At 65.6% G+C, this 15,729-nt stretch carries 14 protein-coding genes and 1 pseudogene; 8 read left to right on the top strand and 7 right to left on the bottom strand.

Features of this window, described 5'->3' with window-relative positions; translation table 11 throughout:
* Nucleotides 1-53 precede the first annotated feature (53 nt).
* The 5 genes and pseudogenes from FDZ84_RS28405 to FDZ84_RS28385 form a co-directional block, all read right to left on the bottom strand.
* Nucleotides 54-467, bottom strand: a pseudogene (locus FDZ84_RS28405) (electron transfer flavoprotein subunit beta); the annotation flags it as partial.
* A 65-nt stretch (nucleotides 468-532) separates the two neighbouring features.
* The gene (locus FDZ84_RS28400) at nucleotides 533-1,255 is read right to left on the bottom strand and encodes an HAD family hydrolase (RefSeq protein ID WP_256413583.1); all 723 of its coding nucleotides are present in this window, start codon (nucleotides 1,253-1,255) and stop codon (nucleotides 533-535) included.
* Nucleotides 1,256-1,377: 122 nt separating this feature from the next.
* Entirely contained in the window at nucleotides 1,378-2,271 is an 894-nt protein-coding gene (locus FDZ84_RS28395) for a dihydrodipicolinate synthase family protein (protein ID WP_168588369.1), read from the bottom strand.
* 508 nt (nucleotides 2,272-2,779) lie between these two features.
* Nucleotides 2,780-4,444 (bottom strand): IS1182 family transposase, encoded by a 1,665-nt coding sequence (locus FDZ84_RS28390; RefSeq protein WP_210435170.1) that lies wholly within the window; start codon nucleotides 4,442-4,444, stop codon nucleotides 2,780-2,782.
* Between the two features lie 98 nt (nucleotides 4,445-4,542).
* A complete protein-coding gene (locus tag FDZ84_RS28385; protein WP_168588368.1) occupies nucleotides 4,543-5,205 on the bottom strand; it encodes a GntR family transcriptional regulator in 663 nt (220 codons plus the stop codon).
* A gap of 542 nt (nucleotides 5,206-5,747) precedes the next feature.
* Here FDZ84_RS28385 and FDZ84_RS28380 point away from each other — a divergent pair.
* The 7 genes from FDZ84_RS28380 (at nucleotide 5,748) to FDZ84_RS28350 (ending at nucleotide 12,335) form a co-directional block, all read left to right on the top strand.
* Nucleotides 5,748-7,052, top strand: a complete 1,305-nt coding sequence (locus tag FDZ84_RS28380; protein ID WP_168588367.1) for an MFS transporter — start codon at nucleotides 5,748-5,750, stop codon at nucleotides 7,050-7,052.
* Between the two features lie 132 nt (nucleotides 7,053-7,184).
* The gene (locus FDZ84_RS28375; RefSeq protein WP_168588366.1) at nucleotides 7,185-7,652 is read left to right on the top strand and encodes an RbsD/FucU domain-containing protein; all 468 of its coding nucleotides are present in this window, start codon (nucleotides 7,185-7,187) and stop codon (nucleotides 7,650-7,652) included.
* A gap of 58 nt (nucleotides 7,653-7,710) precedes the next feature.
* Nucleotides 7,711-9,087 carry an MFS transporter gene (locus tag FDZ84_RS28370; protein WP_168588365.1) on the top strand — a complete coding sequence of 459 codons (1,377 nt, stop codon included), beginning with the start codon at nucleotides 7,711-7,713 and terminating at the stop codon, nucleotides 9,085-9,087.
* A gap of 56 nt (nucleotides 9,088-9,143) precedes the next feature.
* On the top strand, nucleotides 9,144-9,932 hold the full coding sequence (locus tag FDZ84_RS28365; RefSeq protein ID WP_246868490.1) for an alpha/beta fold hydrolase: 789 nt from the start codon (nucleotides 9,144-9,146) through the stop codon (nucleotides 9,930-9,932).
* 68 nt (nucleotides 9,933-10,000) lie between these two features.
* A complete protein-coding gene (locus tag FDZ84_RS28360; RefSeq protein ID WP_168588363.1) occupies nucleotides 10,001-10,507 on the top strand; it encodes an RbsD/FucU domain-containing protein in 507 nt (168 codons plus the stop codon).
* 1 nt (nucleotide 10,508) lies between these two features.
* The gene (locus FDZ84_RS28355) at nucleotides 10,509-11,276 is read left to right on the top strand and encodes an alpha/beta hydrolase (protein WP_168588362.1); all 768 of its coding nucleotides are present in this window, start codon (nucleotides 10,509-10,511) and stop codon (nucleotides 11,274-11,276) included.
* 39 nt (nucleotides 11,277-11,315) lie between these two features.
* Nucleotides 11,316-12,335, top strand: a complete 1,020-nt coding sequence (locus tag FDZ84_RS28350) for a LysR family transcriptional regulator (protein WP_168588361.1) — start codon at nucleotides 11,316-11,318, stop codon at nucleotides 12,333-12,335.
* Here the strand turns inward: FDZ84_RS28350 and FDZ84_RS28345 are convergent.
* Together FDZ84_RS28345 and FDZ84_RS28340 are read right to left on the bottom strand one after the other, a co-directional pair.
* Nucleotides 12,292-13,617 carry an MFS transporter gene (locus FDZ84_RS28345; RefSeq protein ID WP_168588360.1) on the bottom strand — a complete coding sequence of 442 codons (1,326 nt, stop codon included), beginning with the start codon at nucleotides 13,615-13,617 and terminating at the stop codon, nucleotides 12,292-12,294. The genes FDZ84_RS28350 and FDZ84_RS28345 overlap by 44 nt on opposite strands.
* On the bottom strand, nucleotides 13,617-13,946 hold the full coding sequence (locus FDZ84_RS28340; RefSeq protein WP_168588359.1) for a putative quinol monooxygenase: 330 nt from the start codon (nucleotides 13,944-13,946) through the stop codon (nucleotides 13,617-13,619). Before FDZ84_RS28340 ends, FDZ84_RS28345 begins: the two co-directional genes overlap by 1 nt.
* Before the next feature lie 345 nt (nucleotides 13,947-14,291).
* On the opposite strand from FDZ84_RS28340, the gene FDZ84_RS28335 reads away from it, so the two are divergent.
* Nucleotides 14,292-15,500, top strand: a complete 1,209-nt coding sequence (locus FDZ84_RS28335) for an amidohydrolase family protein (protein ID WP_168588358.1) — start codon at nucleotides 14,292-14,294, stop codon at nucleotides 15,498-15,500.
* Nucleotides 15,501-15,729: the final 229 nt, after the last annotated feature.

Genomic DNA, 15,729 nt, shown 5'->3' with positions numbered 1-15,729 from the left:
CGACTCTCAAAGCAACTTCTCGCCGGCCAGGAACTCGGCGACGGCCACGCCACCAGCACCTCGGCCACCATCGCCGGCACCGCACCGGTGCGGCCATCCGTGGCCTCGTTACCGGCGATCACCAGATCAACACCCTCGAGGGTCCCGATCACCTTCGCCAGCGCGCGAGCGGTCGACGGCGCATCCGTACCATGCAGCGCCTCATCCGAGAGATGCACCGCCTTGTCCGCACCCATCGACAGCGCCTTGCGGATCGCATCCGTGGCACGCTCCGGACCCATGCACACGACGGTCACCTCGCCACCCTGAGCCTCCTTGATCAACAGCGCTTCCTCCACCGCGCGCTCGTTGATCTCATCCAACACCGCATCGGCCGACTCACGGTCCAGGGTGTGATCCGCAGCAGACAACTTCCGCTCGGAATACGTGTCGGGCACCTGCTTGACCAGGACAACGATGTTCATGATGAATTGACTTTCTCTGGAAAAGAGAGGACTGGGAGTCTGCCGCCGAACGGCCGAGCTGGCTTCAGCTAGGGCCAGCGGAGCGGCTCCAGGCAACGGGACACGGCGGCCCGCACGTCCTGAAGGCTCTGCAGGTCGCGGAGCACCTCGTTGGCACCAACGCCTTTCAGCTCATCCTCCGAGTTGACACCGGTCGCGACAGCGATCACCTGTGCACCGCTCCTACGACCGGCGTCGACATCATTGAGGGAGTCGCCGATCAACACCGTATTGGCCACCGGTACCTCGTAGCCGGCCGCTTGCGAGGCACGTTTCCGCGCGACATCTACCAAGACGGCCCGGTCGAAGTCGTCGTCACCGTAGGCCGCGACGGACAAGTCCAGATAGGACTCGAGGTCAAACGCGGTGAGCTTCAAGTGCGCGTTGGCACGGAGCCCTCCGGTCAGCACGGACTGAAGCACGTTGGTCTGCCTTGCGAATTCACGCAGGGCCTGACGTACGCCAGGAAGCAGACGCGCAGTTCGGCACGCCGAATCCAGCCTGCGCATCCGTCCGGCGAGTTCCGACATGAATTGCTGGAGGGCGTGCGGCAGTTTGGCACGCGCGTTGTCCTCGGAGAATCCGTTGCCCCGCAGGGTTTCGAACATGCTTGCCGCCTCGGACCTTCCGGTCAGGGAGGCTACGGTCTCCGGTTCGCGTCCGAGCACAGCCGTGACCGTCGCGGTGAACGCGTCGAGCGTGATGTCGGAGACGTCGACCAACGTCCGGTCGATGTCCCACAGGAGCAACACGTCACAACTACGACGGTTCGGTTGCACGAGTCTTCCTCTTTCCCCTAATTAGCTGTTCTCAACGCCCGGTGCGAACCAGGGGCGGGATGCTCGATCCCGCCCCAAACCGAACGGCCCGCGGATCACGCCGACAGCAGTCCGGCTTCGTCGAGCAGCCCACGCAGCTGCTTGAGCTTGTCCTCGGGCAGCCGGCTGTACGGTGCGCGCGGCGCACCCAGCGACCGGCCACGGAGCTCAGCAGCGGCCTTCGTCGAAACCGCGTAACCCTCCGCACCGAGGAATTGCTGGACGAACCACACCTGCCGCCACAGCTTCTGCGCTTCGTCGTGCTTGCCCGCCCGAGTCAGTTCGAACAAGTCGACGCATTCACGCGGCATGAAGTTCGGCGCACCCCAGATCGAGCCCGTCGCGCCAGCCGCGAAGGCGGGGAGCACGATGGTGTCCCAGCCGACGAGGATGCCGATGCGCCCTTCGAAGCGGAACAGCAACTCGTAGACCTGGTCGAGGTCGCCAGAGGTGTCCTTGATGTACTGCACGCTGCTCGTGCACTCGAGAAGGTCCTCGTAGAAGTTGGCGTCCAGGTTCATCCCAGTCACCGAGGGCAGGTTGTAGGCCACCAGCGGCAAGCTGGTCTCCGACCCGATCGTCGCGAAGTACTCGATCACTTCGGTCCGCGTCGGGGCTTCGTAGAAGGGCTGAACCACGAGCACGGCGTCGGCACCGTGCCGCTCGGCATGCTGGGTGAGCGCCACCGCTTCGGCGGTTCGGGTCGAACCGGTGTGCGGCACTACCGCCACACGGCCGGCAGCCTGCTCGATCACGACCTCGGCGACGCGCTTGCGCTCATCGGAGGTCAAGGCAGCGAACTCGCCAGTGCTCCCGCAGGGCACCAATCCGTGCACGCCATTCGCGATGAGGTAGTCGACGTGGTCGCGCAGCGTCTTCTCGTCGACCGCGCCGTCCTCGCCGAATGGTGTGGACACCGCGGCGAGGACTCCACCGACACTTTTGCCCATCTGGATCACTATCTCCTCTGCTGTCCTGCGCTGCGAAGCGCACGATGCCGCCTGGACGCCCGGAAGATCGGTTGTGGTGCCCGCGCTCCGCGTCGGCTCTCACTAGCTGGGCTAAAACCCAGACCGAATTGTCGACAATCGACTTTGAACAGTTTGCCGACGGCGTGAACCCCTGTCAACCCCTGGACCGCTTCAGCGCTTCCGGGCGTTGTACCGACAACGAAGCTGTGATGACGGCGGTGCGCAGCCAAAACGGGGCCGCCGACCAGGCAGCCCCTGCGCACGGCCAACGTGTTGAGCGGTACGCCCGCAGCGGGCGCACCTAGGTGGCTGGTGTCGAACGGGGGTTTGTGGGGGCTTGATCTGTTCTGTGTTTGTTGAGCGGGTCGGTGTGGTCGCGGGTTTCATCGATCGGGGTTGGTGATGTGGCGGAACTCGGGCGTGATCGTTGCCGGTATGCCCTGACAACGGGGGCTCGTGCGTGTCCGGCGGGCCCGCCGGGGCCGGGTCAGGCGGTGGTCGTGGTCCATCCGGTTGCCGTGCGGGCGATCCCGAGCATGCCGAGGCGTGCGAGGTTGACCGCGGCGGCCAGTAGTGAAAAGTCGGCGGCTGTTTTCAGCAGTCCTCGGACGCGGGCTCGGCGCCCGCCGTGGCGGTGGCGCATGAGATGAGCGATTTTGCGTTCGACTTTGGGGCGGGTGGCGCGGTAGTCGGCACGCCAGGCGGGATCGGTCTGGCGCGCCCGCCCTGCTTGCAGCGCGGCCTCGTGGGCACTGATGGTGATCGTGCGTCCGGTCTTCGCGGTCGTGCACTGTGCCGCCAGCGGGCAGGCGGCGCAGGCGGCGCAGGCGGCGCAGGCGGCGCCGAAGTAGGCCACTCCGGCGTGACGCTCGCGGGCGCGGATGGGGACGGTGTGCCCGGCAGGGCAGGTCACGGTCCGCGCATCGAGGTCGACGTCGAAGCGGTCCTTCGGGAAATGACCTTTCACCGCCACCGGCGGCTGCACCTTCAGTCCATTGTGGATATCAGCCTCGTCCAGCCGTTCCAGCAACTCACCCGCACCGTAGGCCGCATCCCCATACACCGCCGCCCGATCTTCATCCTTAGCTTCGGCTTCGGCTTCGGCTTCGGCTTCGGCTTCGGCTTCGGCTTCGGCTTCGGCTTCGGCTTCGGCTTCGGCTTCGGCGGGCATGATGTCGGCGAGCAGGGCCTCGGCAGACTCGGCGTCACCGCTGTTTCCGGCCGTGACCTCGGTGGCGGTGATGATCTCGGCATCGGGCTCGATCGCGACATGCCCTTTGTAACCGTCGAAACCGCGAGCACTGGTCTTGTGCCCATGACGGGCCTCGGGATCCACGGTGGAAATGATCCGGTCCGGGGCGACCTTGCGGGCGATGCGGAACACCCCGTCGCCGTCGTCGGCCAAGTCCTGGCCCAGCACGGTGGCCAGCAGCCGCACGGCCTTGTCCACACCCTCGCCCAGCTCATGGCCGTCCAGCAGGGTCAACAGCGCGTACCCGTCCCGAGCCCGGGAGTCGATCAATTCCTCCCGGGCGTTGTGATCGTCCCAGTCGATCTGTGGTTTCGCCGTGCTGGCGTAGTCATCCCCGGAGGTGAGCACCGCCCGCAGCCGGGCGGCCTGTCCGGCATCGGCGGCAGCCAGCAGGCCGCGAATCGCCGAACGGATCAACGTGATGGTGTCCATTGTGGCCACCGCGTCATACAACGGGGTCGAGTCCAGCACACGCTTGCGGCCCACCAGCCCGGCCTGCCGGGCCACGTCCAGGACTGCCTCGAAGATCCGCTCCGGCCGTGCAGAGCGGGCCAGCCTGGCCCGCATGTCCACCAGCACGGTGTGCACGAACCCGGGATAGTCGAAATGCAGGCCACCAGCGGCATATTTCCAGCGGGCGTCGAAAGCGAACCGGTCGACCGCCTCCCGGTCCGACAAGCCCTCGATGCGTTGCAGCACCATCACCACCGCCACGATCATCGGCGGCACCGACCGGCGACCCACATCGGTGAACAGGTCAGCGAACATCTCATCCGGGAACAACGCGAAGCACTCCCGATGCAGCACCCCGTAGATCGAATCCGACGGGACGCGGTCCTGGCAGTAGTCCACCGTCGACCGCAGCAGGTCGGTCTGGCGAGGCGCACGTCCCAACGTCACCCGACCATCCTGCCAAAACGATCACCTCAAACCGGGCGAGACACACCGATCCTTAGCCACCCAAAACACCAGCCACCTAGGGAGTTCGCAGCGCTCGGTCAGTCCTCGGACTGGGCCTGCGAAACGGCGTGCGCCGATACCTCGACGTGAGTTCGCAGTTCCTCGGCGAACTTCGTCATGTCGGCCTGTTCGTAGAGGGACAGCAGCCGGCGGTGGGCCAGGATGACGACGTCGTGACTGGTGAAAGACGAGTGGTCGATCGCCAGATACAGCCGGAGCTGCGCCTCCCAGGAACGCCAGCAGTTCATCAGCAAGCTGTGGTTCGAACGCAGGTAGAACAGCCGGTGCATGCCGAGGTGGGCGTCGATCATGCCCGGCAGGTCGCCCGCCTTCGACCTCGCTTCGATGTCGTCGGCGGCCTTGTGAAGCTCACCGAATCCAGCCTTCTGGAAGTACGGCAGCGACAGCTCCGCCGCGTAGGGTTCCAACCGGACCCGCAAGGAGGCGACCTCCTCGATCACCTCCGGCCCCACCGAGGCGACAAACGCACCGCGGTAGGGGATCCGGGTGACGAGCCCCTCCTCCTCCAGCGTTCGGAGCGCCTCGCGCAGCGGTGCTCGGCTGACGTTCATATCGGCCGCGATCTGGGCTTCCCGGAGCGGACTCCCGGGCAGCAGGGATCCGCTCATGATCGCCCGGCGAAGCACATTGGCAACGTTGATCGCGCGTGGCGTGTGATCCAGCGGCTCGAAGGTCGTCATGCCCACCACTCTTGGCGTCGACAAAGTACAAGTTACCGTCCAGCATAATCCGCGCTCGACCTGATACCTGCACCCGTCCGGCGTCTGTGCCGTCGAGCTGTTCGCAACCTTGCAGGAGCCGCGGACGCCTGAGGCATGTCGGCGCCGGCTGGGCCGCGGACAGGCCTCGTCCAGTCGGCGAGCGTGGGGGCGACGAGGACGGGGGACCCGTCGCCCCCACGAGTGATACTAGTTGATTGTCGACTGTCGCCAATTTTTCGCCCCGTAGCCTTCGCTGTCAAGGGTCGCGAACGAGCCGAGGACACTTGCGTCAGGGCGATAGCCTGCAAATTTGTCTGGACCGCCGACCTACCACCCAGGGGTTGACACGGCGTCGCAGGCGGCTCACTATCTCCAAAAATAGTCGCTTGTCGACAATGTTCGTCGCTTAGATTCTGCTTTCAGAGCCCCGTCCTCCCCTGGCGCCCACCGTGGGCAGCCGGGGTACGAGCAAACGACGACGGCGGGGACCCGGATCCACCTCCAACAGTGAGGAGCTCCAAGTGGCCAGCAAGACCGATAGACGACCGCCTACCAGGACGGATGCCGGGCAGCGCAGCAGCATCCAGCGTGCGATCCTCGCGGCAGCAGTCGGCAATTTCGTTGAGTGGTTCTCCTACGGCATCTACGGCTACCTCGCCGCGACTCTCGCGCTGGTCTTCTTCCCCCAGGACGGAACCAGCACGGGCCTGCTCGCGACCTTCGCGGTCTTCGGCATCGCCTTCATCGTTATCCCACTCGGCGGCGTCTTCTTCGGTGCGCTCGGAGACCGAATCGGACGCAAACGGGTGCTGGCGATCGTCATCCTGCTGATGGCCTCGTCCACCTTCCTCATCGGCGTCCTGCCTCCCTACGCGGTCGTCGGCGTGCTCTCCCCCGTGCTGCTCACCCTGATGCGCCTGGTAGCGGGGTTCTCCGCCGGAGGCGAACCCGCTGGTGCCGCATCGTTCCTGCTCGAATACGCCAAGCCGGGACGCCGGGGACTCACCGTCTGCTTCTGGCACTTCTCGAGCTTCCTCGGCAACGCCATGGCCGGGCTTTTCATCGTGGTGCTGACCACCATGCTGTCCGAACCGACGATGCAGTCCTGGGGCTGGCGCATCCCATTCCTGATCTGCGGACCGCTGGGCGCGATCGGGCTCTACATCCGGAGCCGGATGGAAGACACCCCTGAGTTCGCCGACCTGGAGGCAAAGGGACAGGTCGCGTCCTCCCCGGTTCGCGAGACGATCGCCGCGAACAAGAAGCAGATCCTGCAGACCGCCGGTGCCGTCGTGCTCCAGGGCGTCGTGTTCTACCTGATCCTGGTGTACCTGCAGACTTACCTAACCGTGGTGGGCCACTCCACAGCCTTCGCGTCGTTCTCCACCATCGCCGCCAACCTGTCCGCCATGCTGGTGATCATCCCGTTCGGCGCGTTGTCGGACCGCATCGGGCGGCGCAACCAGATGGTCGCCGCAGCCGCTGGGCTGGTCGTGCTCGGCTATCCCCTATTCGTTCTGCTCAACTCGCCGAACCTGGTGTGGGTGACGGTCGCGCACTGCGCGCTGGCCATCCTCCTCGCACTGTTCATGGGCGCCTCCGCAGCCGGGCTTCCCGAACTCTTCCCCACGCGCGTCCGCTACACCGGATTCGCCATCGGTTTCACGATTCCGCTGGCGCTGTTCGGCGGCAACGGACCGGCCGCGGCGACCTATCTCATCTCAGCCACGGGTAGTACGCTGGCGCCTGCATTCATCGTGATCGCAAGTGCTCTAGTCGGCGGGATCGCAGTCACCACGATCCGCGCCAAGTCCGGCCACAACTGACCGCGCATCGCCTTCTGCCGTCGGCCTCCCGGTGGCCCTGAATTCGGGAATGGCCTGGTCTCTCGCGATTGATGGTTTATGGCAAGGGTCTGGACTTTGCCCTCCACACACTCACGAAAGGATATTCCACTCATGAATTCCCCCAAGCCGCGTATCTTGAACGGCCGTCTCGCAGCAGTAATCGCTGAGCTTCGCCACGGCGAGATGATCTTCATCGCCGATGCCGGCAGCGCTACCTCGAAGCAGAGTCTGACCCCGATGTCCGACGACGTCGAGCAGCTCGATCTAAGCTTCGTGCCTGGTAGCCCGAGCGTCGCCGACGTGTTGCCGGTGATCTGGGAGGCGGGGGACTTCGAGTCGATCATCGTCACCCAGGAAATGGCCGCCGCGAACCCCGACGGCCGCAGACTGGTCGTCACCGTGGCCGGCGAGGAAAATGTTCATGAGATTCCCTACAAGTGGGATTTCTACCGGCTTCGGGATCGGGCGAAGTTGTTCGTGCGGACCGGCGACTACGCCGTCCACGGAAATGTCGTTCTCGTCGGCGGCTACTCCAGCGGCGTCATCGACGTCGATCGACTCGTTCCGAAATCGCAGTAACACTCGGTGGACGTCCGGTCCAAGGCCAACTCGAAACGTCAGCGAGGAAGGAACGTTCATGGCTCCTACGGTCGGTGTTACGCCAGTGAAGGTCTCGCGCGCCCGTGTCCTTGCGATCACGGCTGGAGGATCGGTGCTCGAGTACTACGACTATGCGTTGTACGGTCTCGCGGCAGCGCTGGTCTTCAACACACAATTCTTCCCGGGTGTATCCCCCGGTGTCGGCGTGATCCTCTCGTTGGCAACGTTCGCGTCCGGGTCGCTCGTGAAGCCCTTAGGCTCCCTGGTGTTCAGCCATTTCGGAGATAGGCTCGGACGGGCGCGGGTGCTGTTCGCAACGATGATTCTTCTCGGGGTATCGACCACGGCAATCGGCCTGCTCCCGACGTATGCCCAGATCGGCGCCCTGGCTCCGGTGTGTCTGCTGGCCCTGAGGCTGGTCCAGGGCTTCGCCGCAGGCGCAGAGATGCCCGGGTCGGCGATCTTCGGCCTCGAAGCGGCCCCGGCCGGAAAACGCGGTCTCTACGCCAGCTTTACCTCGTTCGGGTCCGGGATCGGTGCGACGCTCGCTGTCCTTGTGTTCATGCTGATCTCAGCGCTGGGCGGAGCGGAGGTCCTCGCCGCATGGGCGTGGCGGGTACCGTTCTTGTTCGGCGTTGTCATCCTTATCTTCGTCTACTTCGCCCGTCGCGGAATCAGTGACATGGAGAAGCACGCCTACGCGACAAGCGAGGGCATCGCGGAGGTACCCCTCAAGGAGGTGTTCCGAAACTACAGGCGCTCGTTTCTCGGATCGCTCGGTGTTGCGACCGGTTACACCGCCTGTTCGGGCATCGCGGCTGTCTACTTTCTGACCTACATGAAGGCGAACGGCTTCTCGTCAACAGATACGCTCACCGCTCAACTGATTTTCCAGATCCTCATCATTCCGCTGGTGCCGCTGGTCGCGATCTTCTCCGACCGGACGAATCGCAAGGTCGTCCTCACGCTCGGCGCAGTTGCGACCGCGCTGAGCTTCGTTCTTTTCTTCACTTTCGTCCCTTCTGCCTCAATGACCGTGGTCTGTGTCCTCATCTCCGTTGTGGCCATCACCATCTCCCTGATGTACGGCGGGCTCCTTGGCTTCCTTGCCGAGCAGTTCCCCCGGCACGTCCGCTACACCGGCATGGGGGTCGCATTCGCAGTGGGTTCGGCGATCGGCGGCGGGCTCTCGCCGGTGGTCGCGGCGTCGGTGATGGAGATTTCCGGCCAGAGCCGCGCAGCGATGTCGTTGCTCGGCGTCGGGATAGCAGTGCTCGTGGCCGTAGCGACCCTGGCTCTCCGCAACCACTCCAGCACCGGGAACGAGCAACTGGACGAGGTGACGGCCGCCCCTTCGGACGCCGTGGCACGCGCGCAGAAACCTGGGCCAGCGTCGGCAATCGTCGCCGACTGAGCAACGAATTGCGATCCTGCTTCGGATCCTGCTTCCGATCTTGAGAGAGCCGAAACATGCCCTTCGTCGAATCTTCCCCGCACCGTTTCTACTACCGGAGATGGGGACTCCCGGAGCCTCGCGCGGGCGTGGTTCTACTCCACGGCCGTGGCGAGCATTCCGGCCTCTACCACCGCTTCGCGGGCGACCTGAATCACCACGGCATCGAGGTCTGGGGGATAGATCATCTCGGTCACGGCCACACCGGCGGCGACCCTGATGGATGCTCGGACTTCACCGCGCTCGCAACGAACGCCGGCGAGCTGGTGAGTATCGCGGCCGACCAGCGGCCGGGCCTGCCGCTGGTCGTCGTCGGTCATTCCTTGGGCGGTCTCACCGCAGCTGTGCTGCAGGCACGAAGCGCGCCACCGATCGAAGCGCTCGTTCTCTCCGGCACGCTCCTCGAGCGAGAGATCGGCCATCGCGCCAGGCTAGCCGAGCAAGGGGAACCGGTCATGTCGGAAGATCCGGCCTACCTCGACGCCCTCGCTGTCGATCCCCTCCTGTCGGCGGCCGGCGAACCGGACGCACAGCGGCTCGACCGCGCGATCCTGGAAGCCCTCCAGACGATCCGGACCGCCGCACCGCAATGGACCCTGCCGGTTCTGTTCGTCAACGGCGAGAACGACGTGGTCGCCCGCCCAGAGGTGGCCCGGCGGTGGGCCGAACGGATGCAGCGTGCGTCTTTCACCGAGATGGCTCGTGCCCACCATGACGTACTCAACGATCTCTGCCACCGAGAAGTCGCCGATTTCATCGCCAAGTTCGTGCTCGAACACACATCAGCTACTGCGGGCTCTGCCTGAGCCGGAGCAGGACGGCTGGTCCGCAACTTGCATGCCCTGATCATTCAGCACAATCGGAAAGGACTCACATGACCGGCAAGGTCCGCCTCCTGCACCCCAGGCTGGCTGGGATAATCGCGACGTTGCGGCACGGTGAGATGATCTTCGTGGCCGATGCCGGCAGCGGAACCTCGCCCAAGAGCCTCGTACCGCTGGATGACAGCGTCGAGGTGGTCGATGTCGCGGTGGCCACCGGTCTGCCGACCGTCGCGGACGTTGTTTCCGCCCTGCACGCGGTCGGTGACTTCGAAGCGGCGATCGTGGCCGCCGAGATGACGACGGCCAACCCCGCCGGGAGGAAGGCCATCGGCGATCTCGTCGGTGCGGCGAACGTGCATGAGATCCCGTACCTGCCCGACATGTATCAGCTGCGCGACCGCTGCAAGGTCTTCGTGCAGACCGGCGACTGCGGCGTGCACGCCAACATGATCTTGGTGGCCGGTTACCCGAGCCCGCCCATCCCGCTGGCGTGGATGACGTCGTCGCAGTGGTTCACGGATCTCGTTCAGCAGCGCGCTGCGGACGGGGAGGGCTGAGATGCCATTCGTCAACGACACCAAGGATGGCCTCTTCTACCGGCACTGGCCGGCCGCGGAGCCGTCCGCGACGGTGCTCGTGCTGCACGGTTATGGCGAGCATTCCGGGCATTACCGCCGACTTGCCGCTCACCTGTGCCGCGACGGCGCCGAGGTGTGGGCTGTCGATCACGTCGGGCATGGTCTCACCGGTGCGGCACCGGACGGTCTGTTCGACTCGGTCGAGCAGTTGGCCGACAACGCTGCGGCAGTGCTGAAGCACGCGCACGCGGCGAACCCTGAACTGCCCGTCGTGGTTGTCGGCCACTCCCTCGGCGCGATAACTGCCATGCTGCTCGCCGCACGCGCTCAGCACCGCATCAGCGGTCTGGTGCTGACGGGAGCACCTATCGCAGGTTCGCCGTCGGTCGATGCGGATGCACCACCCCCGATCATGAGCAAGGAGTCGTCCTACTTGGACGAGCTCGCTCACGACCCGTACGGTTTCGTCACCGCAGCCGCCGAGCCGAACCTCTGGCGGTGCCTGGACGAGGCGCTGGCGGAAGTCCACGCCTGCTCGGCCAGCCTGTCCATCCCGGTCCTGCTGATCTACGGGGACAACGATGCGTTCACGTCCCCAGCGCAGGCCGAATCGTGGTCGAGGACGTTCCCGGCCGCCCAGCTGATCACCATGACCGACGGATACCACGACATCGTCAACGACGTCGAGCACGAGACCGTCGCCAACCACATCACGACGTTCGTGCACGCCGCGGCACTCGAACGCTAGATCTTGCCGCTGCCGGCAATCCGCGGAGTGGAGGGACCAATGGCAGCGCCACTGCGGGAGGCACCGGAAACGGTCCGCAGCCTTCCCGGCGGAGGTTCCGCGACTGACCTCGACAAGTTCGACCTGAACCTGCTCAAGACCTTGGACGTCTTACTGCGCGAGCGCAACGTGACGCGGTCCGGACAGCGGCTGGGACTGAGCCAGTCCGCGACGAGCGCTGCGTTGGCGAGGCTTCGCCGGGCGTTCGATGACCAGCTCCTCGTCCGGCAAGGGCGGGAGCTGGTCCTCACCCCGTACGCCGAGGTCCTTCGGGCCCACCTCACCGAGGCGCTGGAGGCGACGTCTCGGCTCATGGCGTTGCGGCCCCGCTTCGACCCGGCGACGGCGAACCGGACGTTCACCATCATGACCAGCGACTACGCCAGCCTGGTGACGATGCACCCGATCCTGGCCAGGGCCCGCGCCCAAGGGCTGTCCGGCACCGTCGAGATCGTGCCGCTGCGCGACGACTTCCCCGAACAGCTGCGCCGCGGGAGCATCGACGCGCTCCTGATCAGTGAGAACATCCGCCGCACCGACCTGCCTGACGCCGCGCACCACTGCCTGTTCACCGACAGGTTCGTGTGCGCGGTGTGGCGTTTCCACCCGACGGTCTCCGGGATGATCAGCCGAAGCCAACTGTCCTCCCTGCCCTATGTGGAGTACCGCCCCGGTGGTGTCATCAGCGCCGCGGATCGCGAGCTCGACCGCGCGGGTGTGACCCGACAGGTCGCGGTCCGGACGGAGAGCCAGACGCTGGTGCCCTACCTGTTGCGCGGGACACCGCTCGTCTCGGTCGTCCCGGAACGGCTCGCCCGCATGTGCCAGGCATCCGCCGGTATCCGGTGGTCGAGCAGTCCGGTTCCCTTGCGCCCGATCGAGCAGTCAGTCGTCTGGGATCGCCGCCGGGGCGATGACGCCGGGCTGCAATGGTTGATCAGCCAGCTGACGGCACCGCCCGCCGCGACCGCATCCGTCAAAGCTCATCCAACGACCGATACGCGGTCTCCCGAAGGGTGAGCCCGGCGATCAGCGACACCAGCGCGAACGCCACCAGCAGGTATCCCGGCGCGAGCGGATCGGACAGGCGATCGGTGACGAATGTGGACAGGTACGGCGCGGTTCCGCCGAAGACCGCGGCGGCCAACCCGAAAGCCAGCGACATTCCCGCGTACCGCCTGCGGGTGCTGAACTGCTCCGGATACGCAGGGGCGGAGGCGCCCATGAACGCCCCGACCGTCACGGCCAGCAGCAGCGCGGCCGCCACCACCGCGGTCGGGCTGCCCGAGCCGGCGAGCCGCATGAGCGGAACAGCCCCTACCGCCAGGACGACGCAGGAACCGACCAGCACCGGTTTCCGCCCGACCCGATCAGAAAGCGCCCCGAAAGGCATGACGGCGATCATCGCGGCGACCACCGCCAACACGGTGACCAGGGTGCCGAAGCCGGCCGAGAAGCCGCCCTCTACTTGGAGGAACGATGCCAGGTACACGAAGACGGTGTAGAACCCGAACTGCTGGATCGCAGCGAGAAAGAAGACCCTCACAAGACTGGGTAGATCATGCCGGATCAGCTCGCGCAGCGGGCTCTGTGCCGTGGCGCTCTCCGACTGGAGGACACGGAACTCGGGTGTGTCCTCGACCCGCAGCCGGATGTAGAGCCCGATTAACCCTGCGGGCAGCGCAAGCAGGAACGGGATGCGCCAACCCCACGCAAGCAATTGTTCCGAAGTCATGACCTCGTGCAGGAAAAGCACCAATCCTGACGAGCACACCAGTGCCGCGAAGCTCGACACGTGCCACATGCTGACGTAGGTGCCGCGCCGACGGCTTGGTGCGTACTCAGCGAGGAACGTCGCAGCGCCACCGGGTTCGCCGCCCGCCGCGAACCCCTGAACCAACCGCAGCACGAGCAGCAGGATCGGCGCCGCGATCCCGATCGTCCGGTAGCCCGGCAGGAGCGCGACGAGGAAGGTCGCCGCCGACATGATCAGGATGGTGATCGCCAGCACCTTGTTGCGCCCGAGCCGATCACCTACTGAGCCGAAGAAGATCGCTCCCAAGGGACGCACCAGGAAGGCGGCTCCGAAGACGGCGAACGTCGCCAACAGCCCGGCCAGCGAGCCTTCGCCGGGGAAGAAGACCACCGCGATCGTGGTGGCGAGGTAGCCGTAGAAGCCGAAGTCGAACCACTCCACGAAGTTGCCGATCGACGCAGCGAGGGTCGCTTTCCGGAGTTGCGAACGCGGCGCCTGCCGACCGGTCGCCTGGCGCACTCCGCCGCCGGACTCCGCGCCCGCCATCACAGTCCCACCTCCGCAGCCGCAGGTGACGCGCTTTGCGCGACGTCGAACAACTCGGTCACCGATGGCCGAGCGGTGTCGATCAAGCTCGAGATCCGGTCCAGCACCGCCTCCCGTTCGGCGGAGAGCAGCCAGGATTCGTAGGCCGCCAGGTCCGGCCACAACGACGTCACGATCACGACGTCCTGATCGGTGCGGGAAACCGCCACCTCGCCTCCCCGCCAACCGTAGGGTGCGCTCGCCGACACCACGTTGTGCCGCAGGTAGTGGGAAACGAGAGCGTCTCGCTCCCCGGGGGCAGCAAAGAGCCTCAACAAACTTCTGATCATGCCAACCTCCGCGATCGGTGAATGTCGTCAACCACAGTGCGGAACAATCCGCCTGGGAATAATCCGACTGGCTTGGCGGGAGACGCTACTCGTGCACAACTCCACGGGGAACCAGCACGCCGTTGATAGCTGGTATCCACCGGACCGGATAGCAGCCACTCCCCGGAGAAACCTCTCCGACATCCGCGTTGACCTGCACAAACACCACATCGCGAACTCAATGGACCACTGCCATCCCCAGGAAATGGTCACTTCTCGCAGCCACGCGCCAACGATCCCATTGACCTTTTCCAAATCGCCGGAGAAGATTTCCAGATCAAACTTCCGCGAACGGTGGAATGAAGTATGAACAAAACAACCTCGCGGACCCGATCCTTTGTCGTGCGCCGGTTCGTCGACGGCTTGGGATCACCGGTCCGCAGCAACATTCGCGTTAGCCTCCACGACGGGCGCATCGTCGATGTGCGGTCAGCCCGAAGCGGGACGGCGTCGTCCAAGGACGACATCGACCTCGGAGACTGCACGATGCTGCCCGGCCTCGTCGATGCGCATGTCCACCTGGTGTGGAACGCGGGGCGCGTGCCCCACGAGGAGGTCGTGCTCGATTCATCGCAGGCGCGCACTGCCCTGCGCATGGCTGGGCGAGCGCGCACGATGCTGCGCTCCGGCGTCACCACCGCACGTGATCTCGGGGCCACCGATTCGCTTTCCATCCCGGTCGCCGAAGCCATCGAATCCGGCGAAATCGAAGGACCAACGCTCGTCGCCTGCGGGAGGGCGATCGCCATGACCGGCGGTCACGCCTGGCAGATCACCGCAGCGGCAGACGGCGCGGATGACATCCGCCGTGCGGTGCGCGAAGAGATCAAACGGGGAGCAACCGCGATCAAGGTCATGGCCAGCGGGGGCGTGTACGACCGGAACGCACGGCTCGACCAGGCGCAGCTCACCCTCGCCGAACTGTCCGCCGCTGCTGAAGAAGCCCACAAAGCAGGGCTGCGCGTCGCAGCACACGCCTACACCCCGGGGCCGATCAACCTCGCACTCGACGCCGGCGCCGACACCATCGAACACGGCAGCTTCCTCGACGAAGCAACCGCCCGCCGGATGAGGAAATCCGGTTCCTACTTCGTGCCGACGATGATGGCGTCGCACCTGATCGCCCAGCAGGCGGAGCTGCTCGGCACTCCCTCGCACATGCGGTGCAAAGCCGCCGAGGTTCGCGATGCGGTGCGAGATGCGGTCACCACAGCCCTGCGCGTTGGGACTCCCATCGCTGGCGGCTCCGATTCCGGTGGGGCGGGGATCGATCACGGTCGCTTGTCCTACGAGGCGCAGCTTCTCGTCGAATGCGGGGCGACTCCGCTCGAAGCAATGCGCATCTGCACGAGCGGGAGCGCCACCGCAATCGGCCTCGGCGACACCCACGGGTCACTCGAGGAAGGAAAGGCCGCCGACTTGCTCGTGGTCCGCGGCGACCCGAGTACTGACATCCGTGCGCTGAACGAGGTGCGACTCGTCGTGAAGGCAGGTCGGGAGGTCCCGTCGGCCTGAGGTTCATGGCGGCAACTGAGTGCTCCGCCGGTTCACACAACCCCCGCTCAACACTGCACGCTCTCACTCCCCGAGGTCGGGAGCCCGCAGCTTGAGTGAACCGTCCTCGGCGCACGATCGGTGGTCCAATAAGCGGCGGCAGCCGCTTGCGGTGTGAGACTCAACTGGCACCGCCGCGGGTTCTCAGGGGCTGTGCCCGCCGAAGGGCTCTCGGCGAGGCCAGTCCCCG

The sequence above is a fragment of the Saccharopolyspora sp. ASAGF58 genome (assembly GCF_012277335.1).
In the GTDB taxonomy this organism is placed as follows: Bacteria; Actinomycetota; Actinomycetes; order Mycobacteriales; family Pseudonocardiaceae; genus Saccharopolyspora; species Saccharopolyspora hattusasensis.
The sequence above is the reverse complement of the archived record's forward strand: the minus strand, read 5'-3'. Positions and strand labels throughout refer to the sequence as shown.

Coding starts and splice junctions, on each gene's coding strand:
- FDZ84_RS28350 (WP_168588361.1), top strand. CDS start 11,316: ATGGCAGCGCCACTGCGGGAGGCACCGGAAACGGTCCGCAGCCTTCCC.
- FDZ84_RS28395 (WP_168588369.1), bottom strand. CDS start 2,271: ATGGGCAAAAGTGTCGGTGGAGTCCTCGCCGCGGTGTCCACACCATTC.
- FDZ84_RS28340 (WP_168588359.1), bottom strand. CDS start 13,946: ATGATCAGAAGTTTGTTGAGGCTCTTTGCTGCCCCCGGGGAGCGAGAC.
- FDZ84_RS28370 (WP_168588365.1), top strand. CDS start 7,711: ATGGCTCCTACGGTCGGTGTTACGCCAGTGAAGGTCTCGCGCGCCCGT.
- FDZ84_RS28335 (WP_168588358.1), top strand. CDS start 14,292: ATGAACAAAACAACCTCGCGGACCCGATCCTTTGTCGTGCGCCGGTTC.
- FDZ84_RS28365 (WP_246868490.1), top strand. CDS start 9,144: ATGCCCTTCGTCGAATCTTCCCCGCACCGTTTCTACTACCGGAGATGG.
- FDZ84_RS28355 (WP_168588362.1), top strand. CDS start 10,509: ATGCCATTCGTCAACGACACCAAGGATGGCCTCTTCTACCGGCACTGG.
- FDZ84_RS28360 (WP_168588363.1), top strand. CDS start 10,001: ATGACCGGCAAGGTCCGCCTCCTGCACCCCAGGCTGGCTGGGATAATC.
- FDZ84_RS28375 (WP_168588366.1), top strand. CDS start 7,185: ATGAATTCCCCCAAGCCGCGTATCTTGAACGGCCGTCTCGCAGCAGTA.
- FDZ84_RS28345 (WP_168588360.1), bottom strand. CDS start 13,617: ATGGCGGGCGCGGAGTCCGGCGGCGGAGTGCGCCAGGCGACCGGTCGG.
- FDZ84_RS28385 (WP_168588368.1), bottom strand. CDS start 5,205: ATGACGACCTTCGAGCCGCTGGATCACACGCCACGCGCGATCAACGTT.